12 protein-coding genes are annotated in these 15,726 nt (G+C 71.7%); 8 read left to right on the top strand and 4 right to left on the bottom strand.

All coding sequences use genetic code 11. The features are described 5' to 3' along the window. Positions 1–19: 19 nt before the first annotated feature. The 3 genes from atpH to atpA all read left to right on the top strand — a co-directional run bounded on the left by atpH (position 20) and on the right by atpA (position 3,974). Positions 20–562, top strand: a complete 543-nt coding sequence (gene atpH / locus ACX114_RS01985; RefSeq protein ID WP_459294137.1) for an ATP synthase F1 subunit delta — start codon at positions 20–22, stop codon at positions 560–562. A gap of 148 nt (positions 563–710) precedes the next feature. Continuing rightward, on the top strand, positions 711–2,195 hold the full coding sequence (locus ACX114_RS01980; protein ID WP_459294135.1) for a PAS domain-containing sensor histidine kinase: 1,485 nt from the start codon (positions 711–713) through the stop codon (positions 2,193–2,195). A 231-nt stretch (positions 2,196–2,426) separates the two neighbouring features. Further along, positions 2,427–3,974, top strand: a complete 1,548-nt coding sequence (atpA, locus tag ACX114_RS01975) for a F0F1 ATP synthase subunit alpha (RefSeq protein ID WP_459294133.1) — start codon at positions 2,427–2,429, stop codon at positions 3,972–3,974. A gap of 80 nt (positions 3,975–4,054) precedes the next feature. Here atpA and ACX114_RS01970 read toward each other — a convergent pair whose 3' ends face one another. After that, positions 4,055–4,903, bottom strand: coding sequence for an HAD family hydrolase (locus tag ACX114_RS01970; RefSeq protein ID WP_459294131.1), 849 nt, complete (start codon positions 4,901–4,903; stop codon positions 4,055–4,057). 217 nt (positions 4,904–5,120) lie between these two features. Between ACX114_RS01970 and ACX114_RS01965 the strand changes: the two genes are divergently transcribed. From ACX114_RS01965 to ACX114_RS01950, 4 genes are all read left to right on the top strand, one after another. After that, on the top strand, positions 5,121–7,703 hold the full coding sequence (locus tag ACX114_RS01965) for a sensor histidine kinase (RefSeq protein WP_459294129.1): 2,583 nt from the start codon (positions 5,121–5,123) through the stop codon (positions 7,701–7,703). A gap of 84 nt (positions 7,704–7,787) precedes the next feature. Further along, a complete protein-coding gene (locus ACX114_RS01960; protein ID WP_459294127.1) occupies positions 7,788–8,654 on the top strand; it encodes an OmpA/MotB family protein in 867 nt (288 codons plus the stop codon). Between the two features lie 78 nt (positions 8,655–8,732). Continuing rightward, positions 8,733–9,596: a hypothetical protein gene (locus tag ACX114_RS01955; RefSeq protein ID WP_459294125.1), complete on the top strand. Its 864-nt coding sequence runs from the start codon at positions 8,733–8,735 to the stop codon at positions 9,594–9,596. 164 nt (positions 9,597–9,760) lie between these two features. After that, positions 9,761–10,594 carry a porin family protein gene (locus tag ACX114_RS01950; protein WP_459294123.1) on the top strand — a complete coding sequence of 278 codons (834 nt, stop codon included), beginning with the start codon at positions 9,761–9,763 and terminating at the stop codon, positions 10,592–10,594. A gap of 81 nt (positions 10,595–10,675) precedes the next feature. Here the strand turns inward: ACX114_RS01950 and ACX114_RS01945 are convergent, their stop codons facing one another. From ACX114_RS01945 to ACX114_RS01935, 3 genes are all read right to left on the bottom strand, one after another. After that, positions 10,676–11,365 carry a nucleotidyltransferase family protein gene (locus tag ACX114_RS01945; RefSeq protein WP_459294121.1) on the bottom strand — a complete coding sequence of 230 codons (690 nt, stop codon included), beginning with the start codon at positions 11,363–11,365 and terminating at the stop codon, positions 10,676–10,678. A 228-nt stretch (positions 11,366–11,593) separates the two neighbouring features. Further along, positions 11,594–11,902 carry a CBS domain-containing protein gene (locus tag ACX114_RS01940; RefSeq protein ID WP_459300040.1) on the bottom strand — a complete coding sequence of 103 codons (309 nt, stop codon included), beginning with the start codon at positions 11,900–11,902 and terminating at the stop codon, positions 11,594–11,596. Positions 11,903–12,031: 129 nt separating this feature from the next. After that, entirely contained in the window at positions 12,032–12,568 is a 537-nt protein-coding gene (locus ACX114_RS01935) for a hypothetical protein (protein ID WP_171424739.1), read from the bottom strand. Between the two features lie 201 nt (positions 12,569–12,769). On the opposite strand from ACX114_RS01935, the gene ACX114_RS01930 reads away from it, so the two are divergent. Further along, positions 12,770–15,718, top strand: a complete 2,949-nt coding sequence (locus tag ACX114_RS01930) for a hypothetical protein (RefSeq protein ID WP_459294119.1) — start codon at positions 12,770–12,772, stop codon at positions 15,716–15,718. The last annotated feature ends 8 nt before the right edge of the window (positions 15,719–15,726 follow it).

Raw genomic sequence — 15,726 nt, 5'->3', positions numbered from 1 at the left:
TGCTAAGGGCGCCAGCGTCATGGTGAACGTCTCCATCGCCCGCCGCTACGCCCGCGCCATCCTCGACGTCGCAGCGGAAGGCAACCGCACCGACGCCGTCGCCGAGCAGCTCAACGCCTTCGCCGCCGTCGTGGGCAAGAGCCCCGACCTGTCGGACGTGCTGCTCAACCCCGCCTACAGCCGCGCCCAGCGCAGCCGCGTGGTGGAGGCCCTGCTCCAGGCCATGCCCTCCCCCGCGGAGCCCGCGCTGGCCAACGCGGTGCGCCTGCTGGTGGACCGCAACCGCCTGGGCTACCTGCCCGACATCGCCCGGCTCTACCGCGACATGGCGGACGCCCGCGCGGGCCGCGTCCGGGGCCAGGTCACCAGCGCCGTCCCGCTCTCCGCGGACGCCGTCACCCAGCTCCAGCAGTCGCTCACGCAGATCACCCAGCGCAACGTCGTGCTGGAGACCAAGGTGGACCCCGCGCTGCTCGGCGGCGTGGCTGCCCAGGTCGGTGGCACCCTCTACGACGGCTCCCTGCGCACCCAGCTGGAGCAGATGCGCCGCGAGCTGAAGTAACCCGAACCGCACTCCCGGTACGGTGGACGTGCCGGGTTGTCCGGGTTGCCCCGCAGTCCTAGTCAAACCTGTATTTCCCGTCGGCTCGGGGAATGGGTATACTTCTGGGCAACGCGGACAAGGCCGCGTTTTCCGAGACGACCCGCCCATGCCGCAGCCTGTGTTCCAACGGCTTCCCGGAGCCCTTCCGACCCCGGGGGTTCCCGAGGAGACCCTGCCCTTCCTGGGTGCGTTGCTCAACGCGCCGGGTTGGGGGGTGGCGCTGGTGGACGGGGACTCCCGCCTCGTCTGGATGAACGACCTGCTGGCTTCGCTGTGCGGCCGTCCGGCGCAGCTGTGCGTGGGGCGCTTCCTTTCAGAGGCGTGGCCCGGCCTGGCGCCGCCGCTGTCGCCGCTGCTCGCGCGGGCCCAGTCCGGTGAGCGCGTGGCGGAGGAGCTGGTGTCCGGCCGCTTCGGCGAGGTGGGCACGCTGCGCCACCTGACCGTGAGCGCCATGCCGGCGGGCCCCGGGGTGGGCGTGCTGCTGTTGCTGCGGGACTCCTCCGCGCGCCTGCGTGAAGAGGCGGCGCTGCGCGCGAGCGAGGAGCACATGCGCTCCATCGTGGAGATCTCCTGCGACGGGTACTTCTTCCACGACCGCGGGCAGTTCCTGGAGATCAGCCCCGGCCTGGGGCGCCTCCTGGGCTATTATGAGACGGCGGAGCTGATCGGCCGGAACATCCTGGAGTGCGTGGCGCCGGAGTTCCGCGCCCCCGCGCGCGACGTGATGGAGCGCGGCGTGGAGGCGCCGTACGAGCTGGCCGTGCTCCACCGCGACGGCCGCCGCATCCCCGTGGAGGTCATGGGCCGGCCGGCGACGTTCCAGGGCCGCTCGGTGCGCATGGGCGCGGTGTGGGACGTGAGCATCCGCAAGGCCGCCGAGGAGCGCCTGATGCGGATGGAGCACTTCCGCGACCAGTTCCTGGACGCGGCGGGGGACGGCTTCAAGGCCCCGCTCCAGTCGCTCCAGTGCGACGTGCTCGCCCTCCAACACGCTCCGGCGATGCCGGAGGGCCTGACCGAGCAGGTAGGCCGGGTGGGCCAGGGCGTGCGCCGGGTGGAACGGCTGATCCGCCAGCTCCTGGACTTCACCCGCGCCCGGCTGTCCAACGGCCTGCCCGTGTACCCCTCCCCCATCCACCTGGGACAGCTGGCGGAGCGCGTGCTGGCGGACCGGCAGCGGGCCCACCCGGGCCGCGACCTGCGGCTCGTCGCCACGGGCGACCTGAGGGGCACCTGGGACGGCGAGCGGCTCACCCAGTTGATGGACTCCCTGGTGGGCAACGCCCTGCACCACGGCCCGGTGTCCTCTTCCGTGGTGCTCCAACTGACGGGGCGCTTCGACGGCGTGACGGTGCAGGTGCACGACCCGGACTGCCGTGTGCCGCCGGAGTACCAGGGCACCCTCTTCGAGCCGTTCAAGCACCGGGCCCTGTGCTCCGCGGATGACGGGCTGGGGCTGTCGCTCTTCATCGTGCGGCAGATCGCCCTGGCCCACGGCGGGCGCATCTCCGTGGAGTCGGGGGCGGCGGACGGCACCCGCTTCATCGTGTGGCTGCCCCGCGAGGACGGCCTCTCCGTCTCCGGCGTCTGAGGCCAGCTCGGACGCCAGGCTCCTTGGGCTTCCGGCCGGGCGGGGCCCCCTGTGTCCGGGGGGTCGGCTTACGTGCGCGATAAAGGAGCGCGGGGGTGGGGGAAGTCCCTGGCGCGTGGCGCGTTGCGAGAGTCCCGGTGCCCGTGATAGGGGGCCACCCGGTACATCAAGATTCGCGGCGGCCATCCCCGTTTCCTCAGGCCGCCCCCTCCGCAAGGACGCTAGACGCCCATGGAAATCCGCGCCGACGAGATCAGCAAAATCATCCGGGAGCAGATCAAGGACTACGGCAAGAAGGTCACCGTCGCCGAGACCGGCACCGTGCTGACCGTGGGCGACGGTATCGCCCGCGTGTACGGCCTGGAGGGCGCGCTCGCCGGTGAGCTGGTGGAGTTCGCCAACGGCGTGCAGGGCCTGGTCCTCAACCTGGAAGAGGACAACGTCGGCGTCGCCATCATGGGCGAGTTCAAGGACATCCGCGAGGGTGACTCCGTGAAGCGCACCGGGCAGATCGCCTCCGTGCCGGTGGGCAAGGGCCTGCTGGGCCGCGTGGTGAACGCGCTGGGACAGCCGGTGGACGGCAAGGGCCCCATCGAGGCCACCGAGCACCGCCGCCTGGAGGTGAAGGCGCCCGGCATCGTGAAGCGCAAGTCCGTGCACGAGCCCCTGCAGACGGGCATCAAGGCGCTGGACGCGCTGGTGCCGGTGGGCCGCGGTCAGCGCGAGCTCATCATCGGTGACCGCCAGACGGGCAAGACGGCCGTCGCCATCGACGCCATCATCAACCAGAAGGGCCTGGGCGTTTACTGCATCTACGTCGCCATCGGGCAGAAGCAGTCCACCGTCGCGCAGGTGGTGGAGAAGCTGACCAAGCACGGCGCCATGGAGTACACGACGGTCGTCGCGGCGAACGCGTCCGACCCGGCGCCCATGCAGTACTTCGCGCCGTACGCGGGCGTCGCCATCGGCGAGTACTTCCGCGACAACAAGATGCACGGCCTCATCGTGTACGACGACCTCTCCAAGCAGGCCGTGGCGTACCGCCAGCTGTCCCTGCTCCTGCGCCGCCCGCCGGGCCGCGAGGCGTACCCGGGCGACGTGTTCTACATCCACAGCCGCCTGCTGGAGCGCGCCGCCAAGCTGTCCGACGAGGAGGGCGCGGGCTCCCTCACGGCGCTCCCCATCATCGAGACGCAGGCGGGTGACGTGTCCGCCTACATCCCGACGAACGTCATCTCCATCACCGACGGGCAGATCTTCCTGGAGACGGACCTGTTCTTCTCCGGCGTCCGGCCGGCCATCAACGTCGGTCTCTCCGTGTCGCGCGTGGGTTCCGCGGCGCAGATCAAGGCCATGAAGCAGGTCGCGGGCTCCATGAAGCTGGAGCTGGCGCAGTACCGCGAGCTGGCCGCCTTCGCCCAGTTCGGCTCCGACCTGGACAAGGCCACGCAGGAGACGCTGGCGCGCGGCGCCCGCATGGTGGAGCTGCTCAAGCAGGGCCAGTACGAGCCGCTCTCCGTCGAGCGTCAGGTCATCCAGATCTACGCCGCCACCAACAAGGACGACGCGGGCAAGCGCGGGTGGATCCGCAACGTGCCGGTGGGTGACGTGGTCCGCTGGATGAAGGAGATGCTGGAGTTCGTGGACAGCAAGTACCCGAACATCGTCTCCGACCTGGTCGCCAAGCGCGAGCTGACCGCCGACATCAAGACGAACATCAACAAGGCGCTCACGGAGTTCAACGACCTGTTCCAGGCGACCCCGGGCGCCAAGGTCTGAGTTTCGCGCCCCACGCGCGGTGGCCGTAACGGACAGCCCCGCCCTCCCTTCAGAAGGGAGGCGGGGCTTTTCGTTTGCCTTCAGCGCAGCCGGGGCAGGATGGCGCGCAGGCTCTTGTCCGCGCTGCCCCGCGTGCCCAGGCGCTGCACGGCGGCGCGCTCGTAGGGCATCACGTTGGCGCGCTCCACCAGCTGTACGTGCGCGCCCAGCGCCGCGGGCATGGCCAGGTCCAATTCGAAGATGTCGCCCGCGACGAGCGTGGACTCCGGGCCCGTGTGCGTGGCGTCCCAGATGCGCTTGAGCGCGGAGAAGTAGCGCCCGCGCCGCAGGTACACCGGCCGGCCCAGCACGCCGTCCAGGTGGAGCGCTTCCGGAAGCGCGTCGAAGCGCGCGTCCCTGGGCTCCGTGTCCTCCAGCTGGAACTTGCGCGCGTCGCCGAAGACCTTCAGCCGCTCGCGGCCCTTGGGGGCCAGCTTGTCCAGCTTCGCCTCCACCAGCTCCGTGTGCGCGTTCGTCACCACGGACACGGGCAGGCCCGTGGCGAGCAGCGCCTCCAGCACCTCCTTCGCCTCCGCCTTGAAGGCCGTGGCCGAGTGCCGGTACGCCTCGCGGTACAGCGTCTGCACCGTGTCCGTGCGCAGCGCTTCGTCGTCGCCCTTGCCAAAGCGCTTGAGCAGCCGGTGCGCGGTGCAGGTGGCCGTCAGGTAGGGGTCCGCGGTGGCCGGCGCCACGATGCGCCCCGCGACCTCCCAGCCGTACTGGTCCACGCCCTCATGCAGCGCGGCGACCTCCTCCGCCCACGCCTGGGACGCGTCCTGCCCCAGCACCCCGTACAGCGCGTCCTGGAAGTGCTTGAGGAAGGGCTCGCCCTCCGCCAGCACGTCCGTGAAGGTCCCATCGAAGTCCAGCACCACGCACGCGATTCCCATCCACCTGTCCTTGCAGCCCGGCCGCTTGGAAGCGCGGCCGTGAACGAAAGCCCCGAATGACGCCCCGTCGGCCGCTCCGAATCAAGCCCCCTGCCCTGCCTCCGGGTGGAGGCGGATGCCAACTCCCGGAAAGCCGGATGGAACCCGGGTCGGGTGGCCCCCCTTCGTCGTCACCCCCACCCTAGAGCCTCCCGCGGGGGAGGGGGGCTCCGCGCCCATGTCCGAGCCGACTGGCACCTTTCTGGCGGAGTCCACACCCGTGCCGCAGGAGTGGCTGCGCACGGTGTTGCACCTCTTGCCGGTAGGCGTGGTCATCGTGGACACGGCGGGCCGCCTGCTCGCGGCCAACGCCGCCGCGAGCGCGCTGTGGGGCCAGGACGCGCTGGCGCGGATGCAGCTGGAGGACTTCGGCACCTTCGAGGCGTACTGGCCCGGCACGGGCAGGCGCCTGCGCGGCGAGGAGTGGGCCGTGGCGCGCACGCTGCGCACCCGGCAGACCGTCTCCAACGAGGAGGTGGACATCGTCGGGAAGGACGGCGCGCGCCGCACCATCCTCAACTCCTCCGCGCCGCTGTACTCGGCGGAGAGCGGGCTGGTGGGCGCGGTGAACATCAACGTGGACATCACCGAGCGCAAGGCCACCGAGCGCGCGGAGTTCTTCGTCAGCGAGGCGAGCCGGCTGCTCGCCGAGTCCCTGGACTGGGAGACCACGCTCAAGGCCATCGCGCGGCTGGCCACGCTGGAGTGGGCGGACTACTGCATGGTGGACGTGCTGGGCCCGGACGGCGCGCTGCACCGGCTGGCGCTCAGCGCGAAGGACCCGCGCAAGCAGTCGCTGCTGGACCAGACGATGTCCTTCCCACCGGAGGTCGGCTCGGACACGCCGCTGGGCCGGGCGTTCGCGCGCGGCAAGCCCGTGCTCATCGCGGACATCACGCCCGAGTGGTTGGATCAGGCCTCCCGCTCCCGCGAGCACCGCCGGCTGCTGGAGGAACTGGCGCCGCGCTCGTCCATGCTGCTGCCCCTGGCGGTGGGGCGCCGGCGCTTTGGCATCATCAACCTGGTCTCCGCGTCGCCCGCGCGTCGCTACACGAAGCGGGAGCTGGGCTATGCCACGGAGTTCGCGCGCCGCGCCGCCCTGGCGGTGGAGAGCGCCCGGCTGTACCGCGAGGCCCGCGAGGCCCTGCGCGAGCGCGACGCCTCCGCGGCCATGCTGGAGTCCTTCTTCGCCGCGTCACCGGTGGGCATGGGCTTCGTGAACCAGGACCTGCGCTACGTGCGGCTCAACAAGGTCATCGCGGAGAACAACGGCATCCCGCTGGAGAAGCACCTGGGCCTCACGCCCCGCGAGCTGATGGGCCCGGCGGGCGGCCCCATCGAGGACCTGCTGCGCCAGGTGCTGAAGTCGGAGGTGGCCGTGGTGGACGACCCGGTGGAGTACGTGAAGGGCCCGGAGCCGCGCACCTTCCTGGCCACGTACTTCCCCGTGCGCTCCGGCATGGACCTGCTGGGCGTGGGCGGCGTGGTGCGCGAAATCACCGAGCAGCGCCGCATGGAGACGCACCTGCGCTTCCTCACGGACGCCACCACCCGGCTGGCCACGTCCCTGGACTGGCGCACCACCGTGCGCAACGTGGCGGAGCTGGTGGTGGCGCAGATGGCGGACTACTGCCTGGTGGACATGCTGGGCGACGACGGCCAGCACCTGGAGCGCGTGGAGCGCCGCGCCCGCAATGAGAGGCTCCAGGCCCAGTTGGAGAAGTCCATGCCCTACGCGCCGCAACCCGGCGCCCAGACCCTGCTGCGCAGGGTGCTGGAGACGGGCCGCTCGGAGCTGGTGGCGGAGGTGGACGAGAACGCCATGCGCGCCTTCGCCGTCAACGACGTGCACCGGGAGGTGCTGGAGGGGCTGAGCCCGCGCTCGGTGATGGTCGTCCCGCTGATGGCGCGCGGGCGCACGCTGGGCATCGTGAGCGCGGCGACGTGTTCGCCCACGCGGCGCTTCAACATGCGGGATTTGTCACAACTGGAGGACCTGGCCTGGCGCGCGGCGCTGGCCGTGGACAACGCGCGGCTGTACCGGCAGGCGGAGCAGGCCGTGGCCGCGCGCGACGAGTTCGTGGCGGTGGCGACGCACGAATTGCGCACGCCCCTGTCCGCGCTGCACCTGCAGCTGTCGTCGCTACAGCGCACGGTGGACAAGCTCGCGTCGGATGAATCCGAGCGGCTGGGCCAGGGGCTGTCGGGGGCGCTCCGGCAGGCGGACCGGCTGACGCGGCTGGTGGCGCACCTGTTCGACGTGGCCCGGCTGGGCACGGGGCAGATGGCGCTGGAGTTGGGCGCGGTGGAGCTGTCCTCGCTGGTGCACGCGCTGGTGGCGCGGATGGAGGAGGCGCTGGCCACCGCGGGCTGCGTGGCGGTGGTGCACGCGGACCAGCCGGTGGTGGCGCTGGCGGACCGGCCGCGCGTGGAGCAGGTGCTGATGAACCTGCTCACCAACGCGATGAAGTACGCGCCGGGCCTGCCGGTGGAGCTGTACGTGGAGCGCGACGCGGAGAAGGCCATCATCGCCGTGCGCGACTGGGGCCCCGGCATCCCTCCGGAGGCGCGCGAGCGCATCTTCGAGCGCTTCGCGCGCAACACCGGCGAGCACGCGCGCGCGAGCCTGGGCCTGGGGCTCTACATCTCCCGGCAGCTCGCCCGCGCGCACGGGGGCGACCTGCTCGTGGAGGCGCCACCGGAGGGCGGGCCCGGCTCGCGCTTCGTGCTGCACCTTCCCCGGTGGAAGAAACCGTCCTGAGCGGCCCCGGCTGAAGCAGGCGGGCGCATGTCGCACGGCGCCACCTTGCCGCCCACACCCCGGGGGCCATTACCCTCCAGGGCCATGGACGACGCGCGGACGACAGCAGCGCTCGGACGCTGGCGGTGGCTGCCCTGGGGGCTGCTGGCCGTCGCGGGCGTGGTGGCCTCCACGGGTGCGTGGCTGGGCTCGCGCTCGCTCCACGCGCTGGAGACCCGGAGCGCGCAACTGGAGCGCGAAGCCGCCGAGTCCGAGGCCCACGTCGCGCAGTTGCAGACGCTGCGGCAGGCCATGGAGCGGCGGCTGCGCGCGCTGGAGCGTCAGCAGCAGGCGCAGGAGTGGGGCGGCGCGGCGGCGGAGCTCCAGGCGAAGAGCGCGGAGGCGCAGCGCACGAAGCGCGAGGCGGCGCTCGAGACGCTGGGCAGGACGCTGCAGGACGCGCTCAAGGCGGGCGACGTGACCGTGGCGCTGGAGGACGATGCCCTGAGCGTGGAGGTGTCCGAGCGGCTCCTCTTCGCTCCCGCCACCACGTCGCTCACGCCGGAGGGCGCTGGCGTGTTGAAGCAGGCCGCGGCGGTGCTCCGGGGGCCGCTCGCGGATCACCGCGTGGCGGTGGAGGCCCACACCGATGAAGTCCTCCCCGCCGCGCCCGGCGCTCCCGCCACCACCGCGTGGGAGCTGTCCGCCGCGCGGGCCGTGGTGGTGGTGCGGCAGTTGGGTGAGCGCGAGGGGCTCGCTCTGGAGCGGCTGAGCGCCACGGGCCACGCCGCGTACCGGCCTCGGGTGCCCAACGACAGCCCGCCCCACCGCGCCAGCAACCGGCGCATCACGCTGCGGGTGTCCCCCACGCCGGTGACGCCGGAGAGCGCGGCCGTGGCGCGCACGGAGCCGCCGCCGCGGCCCATGAAGCGCCAGGCGAAGGCCAAGGCGAAGAAGACGGCGCAGCGCTGACGCACGGAGTGAATAGAACGCCTGGCTGCCCGTCCAGGGGTGCAGAGGGTTCACCTCGCCCCCGCTTCGGAGCCTCCCGTGTCCGCCTTCCGCCCCGCGCTGTGCGCCACCTTCGCCGCCGGCCTGCTCCTGGCCGCGTCTCCCGCGGAGGCCCGCTTCGGCAAGAAGTCCCCGGACACGTCCGAGAACAAGAAGGACGACAAGAAGCGCGACGACAGGGGCTCCAAGGTGCACGCCGCCACGCCCATCCGCTCCAGCTCGCGGAGCGAATCCCGCTCCTACCGCCCGGCCCCGCGCGAGCGGCCCTCGTACTCCGCCCGCATCTACGGTGACGCCATCGTGGCGGCCGCGAACGTGCTGGCCGTCGTCACGGAGCCCTCCAGCCCCGGGCCCTCCATGGCCGTCCGTGAGCAGCGCGACGTCCAGCCGCTCCACCTGCGCGCGGGCCTCAACGGGGGCGTCCTGGGCGGCGGCGTCGCCGGGGACGCGTTCCTGGGCATCGAGGGCGAGGCGCTGGGCATCGCCGTGCAGGGCACGCAGCTGGTGCTGCCCACCGACGACGGCTCGCCCGGCACGGACGACATCCGCCTGGCGACGATGCACCTGACCTATTCGCCCGTGTCCACCGAGCGCGTGCGCTGGCGCCTGGAGGGTGGCCTCTCCACCGCCCACGCGCCGGACGTCTTCTTCGTGGGTCCCAGCCTCGCCACGTCCCTGGAGGTCTGCGTGGCGGGCCCGCTGGACCTGGAGGCGCGCGTGCAGGGCACCGCCGGCACCTACCGGCAGCTGGACGCGAGCGCCGGCCTGGCGCTGCACCTGGGCGCCCTCAACGTGCGCGGCGGCGTGCGCGGCCTCGTCCTGGACGACGCGGGCCGGGTGGACGGCATCCAGCACATCGACAGCTTCGTGGGCCCCTACGCGGGCGTCGGTCTGGCCTTCTGAAGCCCCCGCATGTCCGGGGGTGCACATGCCCCCTTCCGGACAGCGCTCCCCGTCCCCGGGGCCCTGGTTCCACCGGGGGTGATGAGGGTTGAATATTCCGGGCGAGCAGGCGTCCACATGCCGCGGCCCATCCCGTGGGCCCATGAAGAAGAGGAGGGGTCGCCGTGGGCTTCTGGAAGACGCTGTGTGCCGCGCTTGCTGTCGCTGTCCTGCTGGGGTCCGCGCCCGCCGAGGCCCGCTTCGGCAAGCGCTCCAAGCCGAACACCTCCGACTCCAAGGACAAGGACGACAAGGACGGCAAGCATGAGCACCGCGCCACGCCGGTGGGCCGCGCCTCGGACGCGCCGGTGCGCTCCAGCGTGCGCTCCTCCGGCGTCGGCCCTGGCTGGTTCGACGTCCTCTTCATCGCGGGCCCGGCCAGCTACCACCGCCGCGCTCGCGCGGAGGTGCCCCGCGGCCAGCGCGCGCCCCGGCCCGCGCCGCTCGTGCACCTGAACCTCCAGGGCAACAGCTTTGGCGAGGTGGGCGGCGCGCTGGACCTCTTCATGGCCCTGGACGGCCAGCGCTGGGGCATGGACGCGCGCGTGAGCGGCATCGCCCTGGACGCGGATGACGGCTCGCCGGACACGGACCGGCTGACGCTGCTGGACGCGCACCTCACCATCTCGCCCTGGTCCACCGAGCGCGGCCGCTTCCGCATGGAGGCCGGCATCGCCAGCGCGCACGCGCCGGACGCCATCTTCGTGGGCCCCAGCCTCGCGGCGTCGCTGGAGGCGTGCATCGGCCCCTCGCCCTTCGACGTGGAGGCGCGCATCCAGGTGGTGCCCTTCCCGCACCGCCAGGTGGACATGCAGGCCGGCCTGGCGCTGCACCTGGGCGCCCTCAACCTGCGCGGCGGCTGGCGCACCCTGTACCTCAGCGACGGTGGCCACCTGGACGGCGTGGTGCACGCGGACCACTTCACCGGCCCCTACCTGGGCCTGGGCCTGTCGTTCTGAAGAACCGGAGGCCTGGAAGCCTGAAGTAAAAACTCCCGGGGTCCCCGCATCGCGCGGGCCCCGGGAGTCTTCGCGTCGGGGCTACTCCTCCGACGACGCCGCGTAGGACGCCGGGGTGGTGTCCGCCCCGGAGCCGTTGGACGCGCCCGCGCGCTTCATGCGCCGCTTGGGCGGCGGGGCCAGCTTGGGCTCCATGCTGAAGACGCGCCCGTAGATTTCAGGCGTGTTGATGTTCACGATGACGCCGGGGTCCTTCACGTTCAGGCGCCGCGGGTTGATCACCTTGAGCGCCGCCTCCAGGTCCTCGCCCTCCGCCTCCAGGAGCTTGCGCGCCGCGCCCTTGGACAGCACCACCGGCCAGCCCGTGGCGTTGTCGTACTCCGGCCTCAGCGCCAGGACGCCGTCGGTGCCGCCGCGCTCCATGTCCTTGAGCATGGACTTCACGGTGGTGACCCGCAGCGCGGGCATGTCCACCGGATGCAGCAGCACCACGTCCGCGTCCTCGGCCATGGCCGCCTCCAACCCGGCCTTCACCGACGAGAGCAGGCTGCGCTCCCAGTTCGGACTCGTCACCAGCTCCAGGCTCGGGTGCTGCTCGCGCACCGCGGCCTCGTCGCTGCCCACCACACCCAGCACCCCGCACCCCGCCTTTCCGAAGGTGGACGCCAGCGACTGGAGGAAGCTCTTGCCCCCTTCATGCTCGATGAGCGCCTTGGGGTGGGACATCCGCCGGGCCTTGCCCGCCGCAAGGATGATCGCCACTGCCTTCATGACCCGCCTCCTCGCCCTCGACGGAAAGCCGGGGGCACCGCCAACAGGCTGTTGACCTCCTTCCGGGATTGCAGCCCGCCCGCCAGTACGAGTCGTCAGACAGCCGCCAGTCACACGAGGAGGTGTTCGCTGCCAGCCCTTTGGGCAAGGCCGGGTGTCCACCAGCGGTCAGGCGGGTGGCCCCAAGGGCTTCCCCACCCCCGCGCCGGATGGGCGCCAGGAGGCCCTTCAGTGCAGCCAGCCGCTGGAGGTCGCAAGCCGCAGCGGGGCGGCCGTCTCCACGGTCGTTTCTTCCGGCGCCGCCAGCGCCTTCACGGTCAGAATTTCAGCCAGCCGGGCCAGCGGACGGCGGCGGGCCACGCGGTGCAGCTCGTCCTCCGTCACCTCGCCCAGCAGGTCGCCCCCACGCCCCTCCACCACGGGCAGCACGTGCACGCCGTGGCGGTACATCTGCTGGAGCGCTCCCAGGACGGTGTCCTCCGGGAACAGGGTGATGGCGCGGGAGACGAGGTTCTGGAACTCAGGGCTGCGGCACATCGACACGTGAGGCCTCCGGTGCTCGGCGTTCGGGCGCCGTGTGCCGGAAGGCCTTAGCAATCCGATTGCCAACGCCCCGCGAAGGGGCCCGGAGCGTCTCCAGGGCCCCCGCGGATCCGCCTGCCCGCCCTACTTCTTCGGCGCGGGCTTCACCGACTCCACCATCTTGCGGAAGCCCTTCTCCGCGCCGTTCACCGTCTTCTCCGGCCCGGTGAGCTTGTAGAAGATGGCGCCCTCCGGCCCCTCCACGATGGCGCCGCGCAGCTTGAAGTGCGGCTTGGGCGTGGAGGGCCCCATCATGGGACCGCCGCCCGCGTACGTGCCCTTCACCTCCACCGTGGTGACGGGCAGCCCGTTCACCTTCTCCTGCTTCGTCTTCGCGTCCTTGTCCTCCAGGGGCTTGCCGTCGGGCTTCTGGAACTGCGCCACCCAGCGCTTCACGTTCGCGTCCACCGCGCCGCCCTGCCCCTGCCCGAAGTAGAAGACAGCCAGTTCCGCGTCTTCCGCGTCTCCCTTCACGGCGGGCACCTTGTACGTCGCCGCGCGCATCGGACGCGGAGGCTGGGCGGCCCACTCCGGCGGCGCGCTCCACGTCAGCCCTCCGGCCTCCTCCGCGCTCGCGCCCATCGCCACGGTCATCGCCAACACAGTCAGCAGTCGTTTCATGGCCGGCAGCGTATCCGCGTTCCTCCGCGCGTCACGCCCTCGCGACCGCGCACGCCGCGTGAGACGTCCACCCGCGTGCACGCGCGGGCCCCCCACACCTGACTCGGCGCGTCAATCCCTCTCACTTTGTGACCGGGGGACGGCGTGCTACTCACTGCATTGTTTCCAGCAGTTCACCTTGGGCTGGAGGGGATTCCCACCATGAAGAAACAGTTGTTCCTCGGGGCCATGGCCCTGGGAGCTGTCGCCTGCACGCCGGAGATCGCGCAGGACGCTCCGAATCTGAACGTCGGCCTCGCGGAGTTCGACCCCTCGGCGTCACCCGCCGTGGTCCCCTCCCCCAACGACCTGGCCATCATCACCATCGACGCGCAGACGAAGCGGGTGAACGCGCCGATCAACCCGGCGGCGTCCGCGGCGGAGCAGGAGTTCACGCGCGACTACCTGAACTCGCTCAACGGCTTCCCCACGTCCGCCATCGCGAATACCAAGATCAAGGATCTGGATCCGCGCACGGTGAGCCCGAAGACGGTCATCTTCATCGACCTGTACCAGGGCACGCCGCTGGCGACGAAGCCGGTGACGCCGACGCTCGCGTACAACGAGGACACGGACCTCCTCAACATCATCCCCCCGGTGGATCCGAACACCGGCCTGCCGGCGTGGCCGAAGGGCTCGCGCTACGCGGTGGCGCTGGTCGGCGGTGAGAACGGCCTGAAGACGAACTCCGGCCAGTCCATCATCGGGTCGGCCACGTGGGCCTTCATCAACTCCGACAAGTCGCTGGTCACCTGCGAGGACCTGACCTCGCCGGACTGCGGCCCGGCCACGGAGCTCATCCCCTCCACGGAGACGGACCCGGCCAAGCGCCTGGCGGACCAGACCGCCAAGTCGCTGCAGCTGGAGCAGCTGCGCCGCGGCTACGCGGACGTCTTCAACAAGGCCCTGGCGCCGCAGGGGTTCAAGCGTGAGGACATCGTCCTCATCTGGACCTTCAGCATCGTCAACCAGCCGGAGGCCACCATCAACCTGGCGGCCAACGCGCGCGTCCCCACCATCATCCCCTTCCCCAACGACCTGCTGCGCGTGCCGGCCACGGCCACCGCGCCGGCGCACCTGAACTTCCCCATCCCCACGACGCCGGGCCTGCAGCAGGACCTGTTCACGGGCCTGAACACGCTGGACGGCTTCTCCACCACGGGCGCGCTCGTGTCGGAGAACGGCGACGCGCACGGCGTGCTGGACGGCACCATGTTCCGCGAGGCGGCGGACGGTCCGGCCCCCCGCGTGGACGCGGCGTCGCTGGCCGCGGGCGTGAAGTTCTTCAAGCTGTCCAACCTGGACAAGGGCACCAAGCCGGACGTGGCGCCCTGCCTGGTGGAGAAGACCGGTGACTGCGGCACCAGCGTGGGCGCGGCGGGCGTCGTTGAAGTCCCGCAGCAGCTGCAGATCGTCCCGAAGGCGCCGCTGGATGGCGCCACCCAGTACGGCGCGGTGCTGACCACGGACCTGAAGGACACCCGTGGCCGCAACGTCGCTCCGGCCACGGCCTTCGCGCTGCTGCGCCTGGCCAACCCGGTGTTCGCCAACGGCAAGAGCACCATCTCCTCCGTGCCGAACGAGCTGGCGCAGGCGCTGGAGCCGGTGCGCGCGGCCCACAAGCCGTTCTTCGACGCGCTGGCCGCCGCCGGCCTGCCGCGCTCCAAGGTCGCGCTGGGCTGGGCGTTCACCACCCAGAGCACCACGTCCATCCTGCAGCAGCTCTACACGCTGCCGGGCGGCGTGTACGGGACGCCCGCGGCGCCCACGTCCGTCTTCCCCGTCACGTCGCAGGTGAAGTCCGCGATGGCCGGTGCCGGCTTCGCGTCCACCAACGTCGGCGCGGTCTACGAGGTCCGGGCCAACACGCCGTGGCTGCTCACCGGCCCCTTCGGCACGCTGAACCCGGCCGAGCCCCGTCCCACGCGCTACCCGTTCATGCTGTTCACCCCCGCCACCGCGGCGCCCACGGGCGGCTGGCCGGTGGTGGTGTTCGGCCACGGCCTGACCAGCAACCGCACCGCGGTGCTCGGCGTGGCCAACAAGCTGACCGGCGCCGGCTACGCGGTCGCGGCGATGGACGCCGTCTACCACGGTGAGCGCACCAGCTGCGTGGGCGCCGCCGCGGTGCTCCCCACGCCGAACCCGGTGGGCGACGACGCCGCGTGCGCCGACCCCTCCACCCAGCGCTGCGAGACCAACCCGGCCAGCCTGTCCTACGGCCGCTGCGTGGCGCGCACGGAAGCCGCCCGCGCGGACTGCAGCGCCGCGTCGCTGCCGCAGGGCGTGCCGAACGGCCAGGTGTACTGCTCCAACATCGCCAACCAGGGCCAGTGCATGGCCGACAACAAGTGCGAGGGCGGCGACTTCCTGCGCAACGCCCAGGGCGTCCCGCAGATCTCCGGCTGGAACTTCCTGAACCTGGGCAACCTGTTCACCACGCGCGACAACTTCCGCCACCACGTGGTGGACTTCAGCCAGTTCCTGCGCGTGCTGGGCAGCAAGGAGCTGTCCGACGCCGTGGGCGGCCTGAACGCGGCCCAGGTGGACTACGTGGGCCAGAGCCTCGGCGGCATCCTGGGCACCATGTCCACCGCGGTGTCCCCGCGCGTGCACCGCTCGGTGCTCAACGTGGCCGGCGGCAACCTGGCCGGCGTGCTGCTGACCGCGCCCGCCTTCCAGGCGCAGCGCACCGCGTTCCTGGCCTCGCTCGCCTCCGCGGGCGTGAACCCGGGCTCCCCGACGTTCGACACGTTCATCAGCCTGGCGAACACCATCCTGGACCCGGCGGACGCGCGCAACTACGCGTACCTGCTGGACAACAACCCGGCCGCCGGTGAGGACCCCGCCGTGCACCGCGCGTTCATCCAGTACATCGAGGGCGACCAGGTCATCCCGAACGCGAACACGCAGGCGCTGATCAACGCGGCCAACCGCGCGGACGCGCCGCGCACCGTGGCGACGTACATGTTCCCGGAGGCGGTCATCGGCGCCATCCCGGCCGCCGGCCGTCACGCGTTCCTCAACAACCCGCAGATCCCCGAGACCGTGCGCAACGCGGCCCAGGACCAGCTCATCGGCTTCCTGAAGACCGGCGCCGTCGCGCAGTAACGGCACCC

The organism is Corallococcus sp. M7 (genome assembly GCF_054512695.1).
Note: the sequence above shows the minus strand (reverse complement) of the source record. Positions and strands in the feature narration are given on the sequence as shown.

What these genes read in the sequence shown, in the direction of transcription:
- ACX114_RS01945 (WP_459294121.1), bottom strand. Translation starts at nt 11,365, where the DNA reads ATGAAGGCAGTGGCGATCATCCTTGCGGCGGGCAAGGCCCGGCGGATG.
- ACX114_RS01930 (WP_459294119.1), top strand. Translation starts at nt 12,770, where the DNA reads ATGAAGAAACAGTTGTTCCTCGGGGCCATGGCCCTGGGAGCTGTCGCC.
- atpH (WP_459294137.1), top strand. Translation starts at nt 20, where the DNA reads ATGGTGAACGTCTCCATCGCCCGCCGCTACGCCCGCGCCATCCTCGAC.
- atpA (WP_459294133.1), top strand. Translation starts at nt 2,427, where the DNA reads ATGGAAATCCGCGCCGACGAGATCAGCAAAATCATCCGGGAGCAGATC.
- ACX114_RS01960 (WP_459294127.1), top strand. Translation starts at nt 7,788, where the DNA reads ATGGACGACGCGCGGACGACAGCAGCGCTCGGACGCTGGCGGTGGCTG.
- ACX114_RS01935 (WP_171424739.1), bottom strand. Translation starts at nt 12,568, where the DNA reads ATGAAACGACTGCTGACTGTGTTGGCGATGACCGTGGCGATGGGCGCG.
- ACX114_RS01980 (WP_459294135.1), top strand. Translation starts at nt 711, where the DNA reads ATGCCGCAGCCTGTGTTCCAACGGCTTCCCGGAGCCCTTCCGACCCCG.
- ACX114_RS01970 (WP_459294131.1), bottom strand. Translation starts at nt 4,903, where the DNA reads ATGGGAATCGCGTGCGTGGTGCTGGACTTCGATGGGACCTTCACGGAC.
- ACX114_RS01965 (WP_459294129.1), top strand. Translation starts at nt 5,121, where the DNA reads ATGTCCGAGCCGACTGGCACCTTTCTGGCGGAGTCCACACCCGTGCCG.
- ACX114_RS01940 (WP_459300040.1), bottom strand. Translation starts at nt 11,902, where the DNA reads ATGTGCCGCAGCCCTGAGTTCCAGAACCTCGTCTCCCGCGCCATCACC.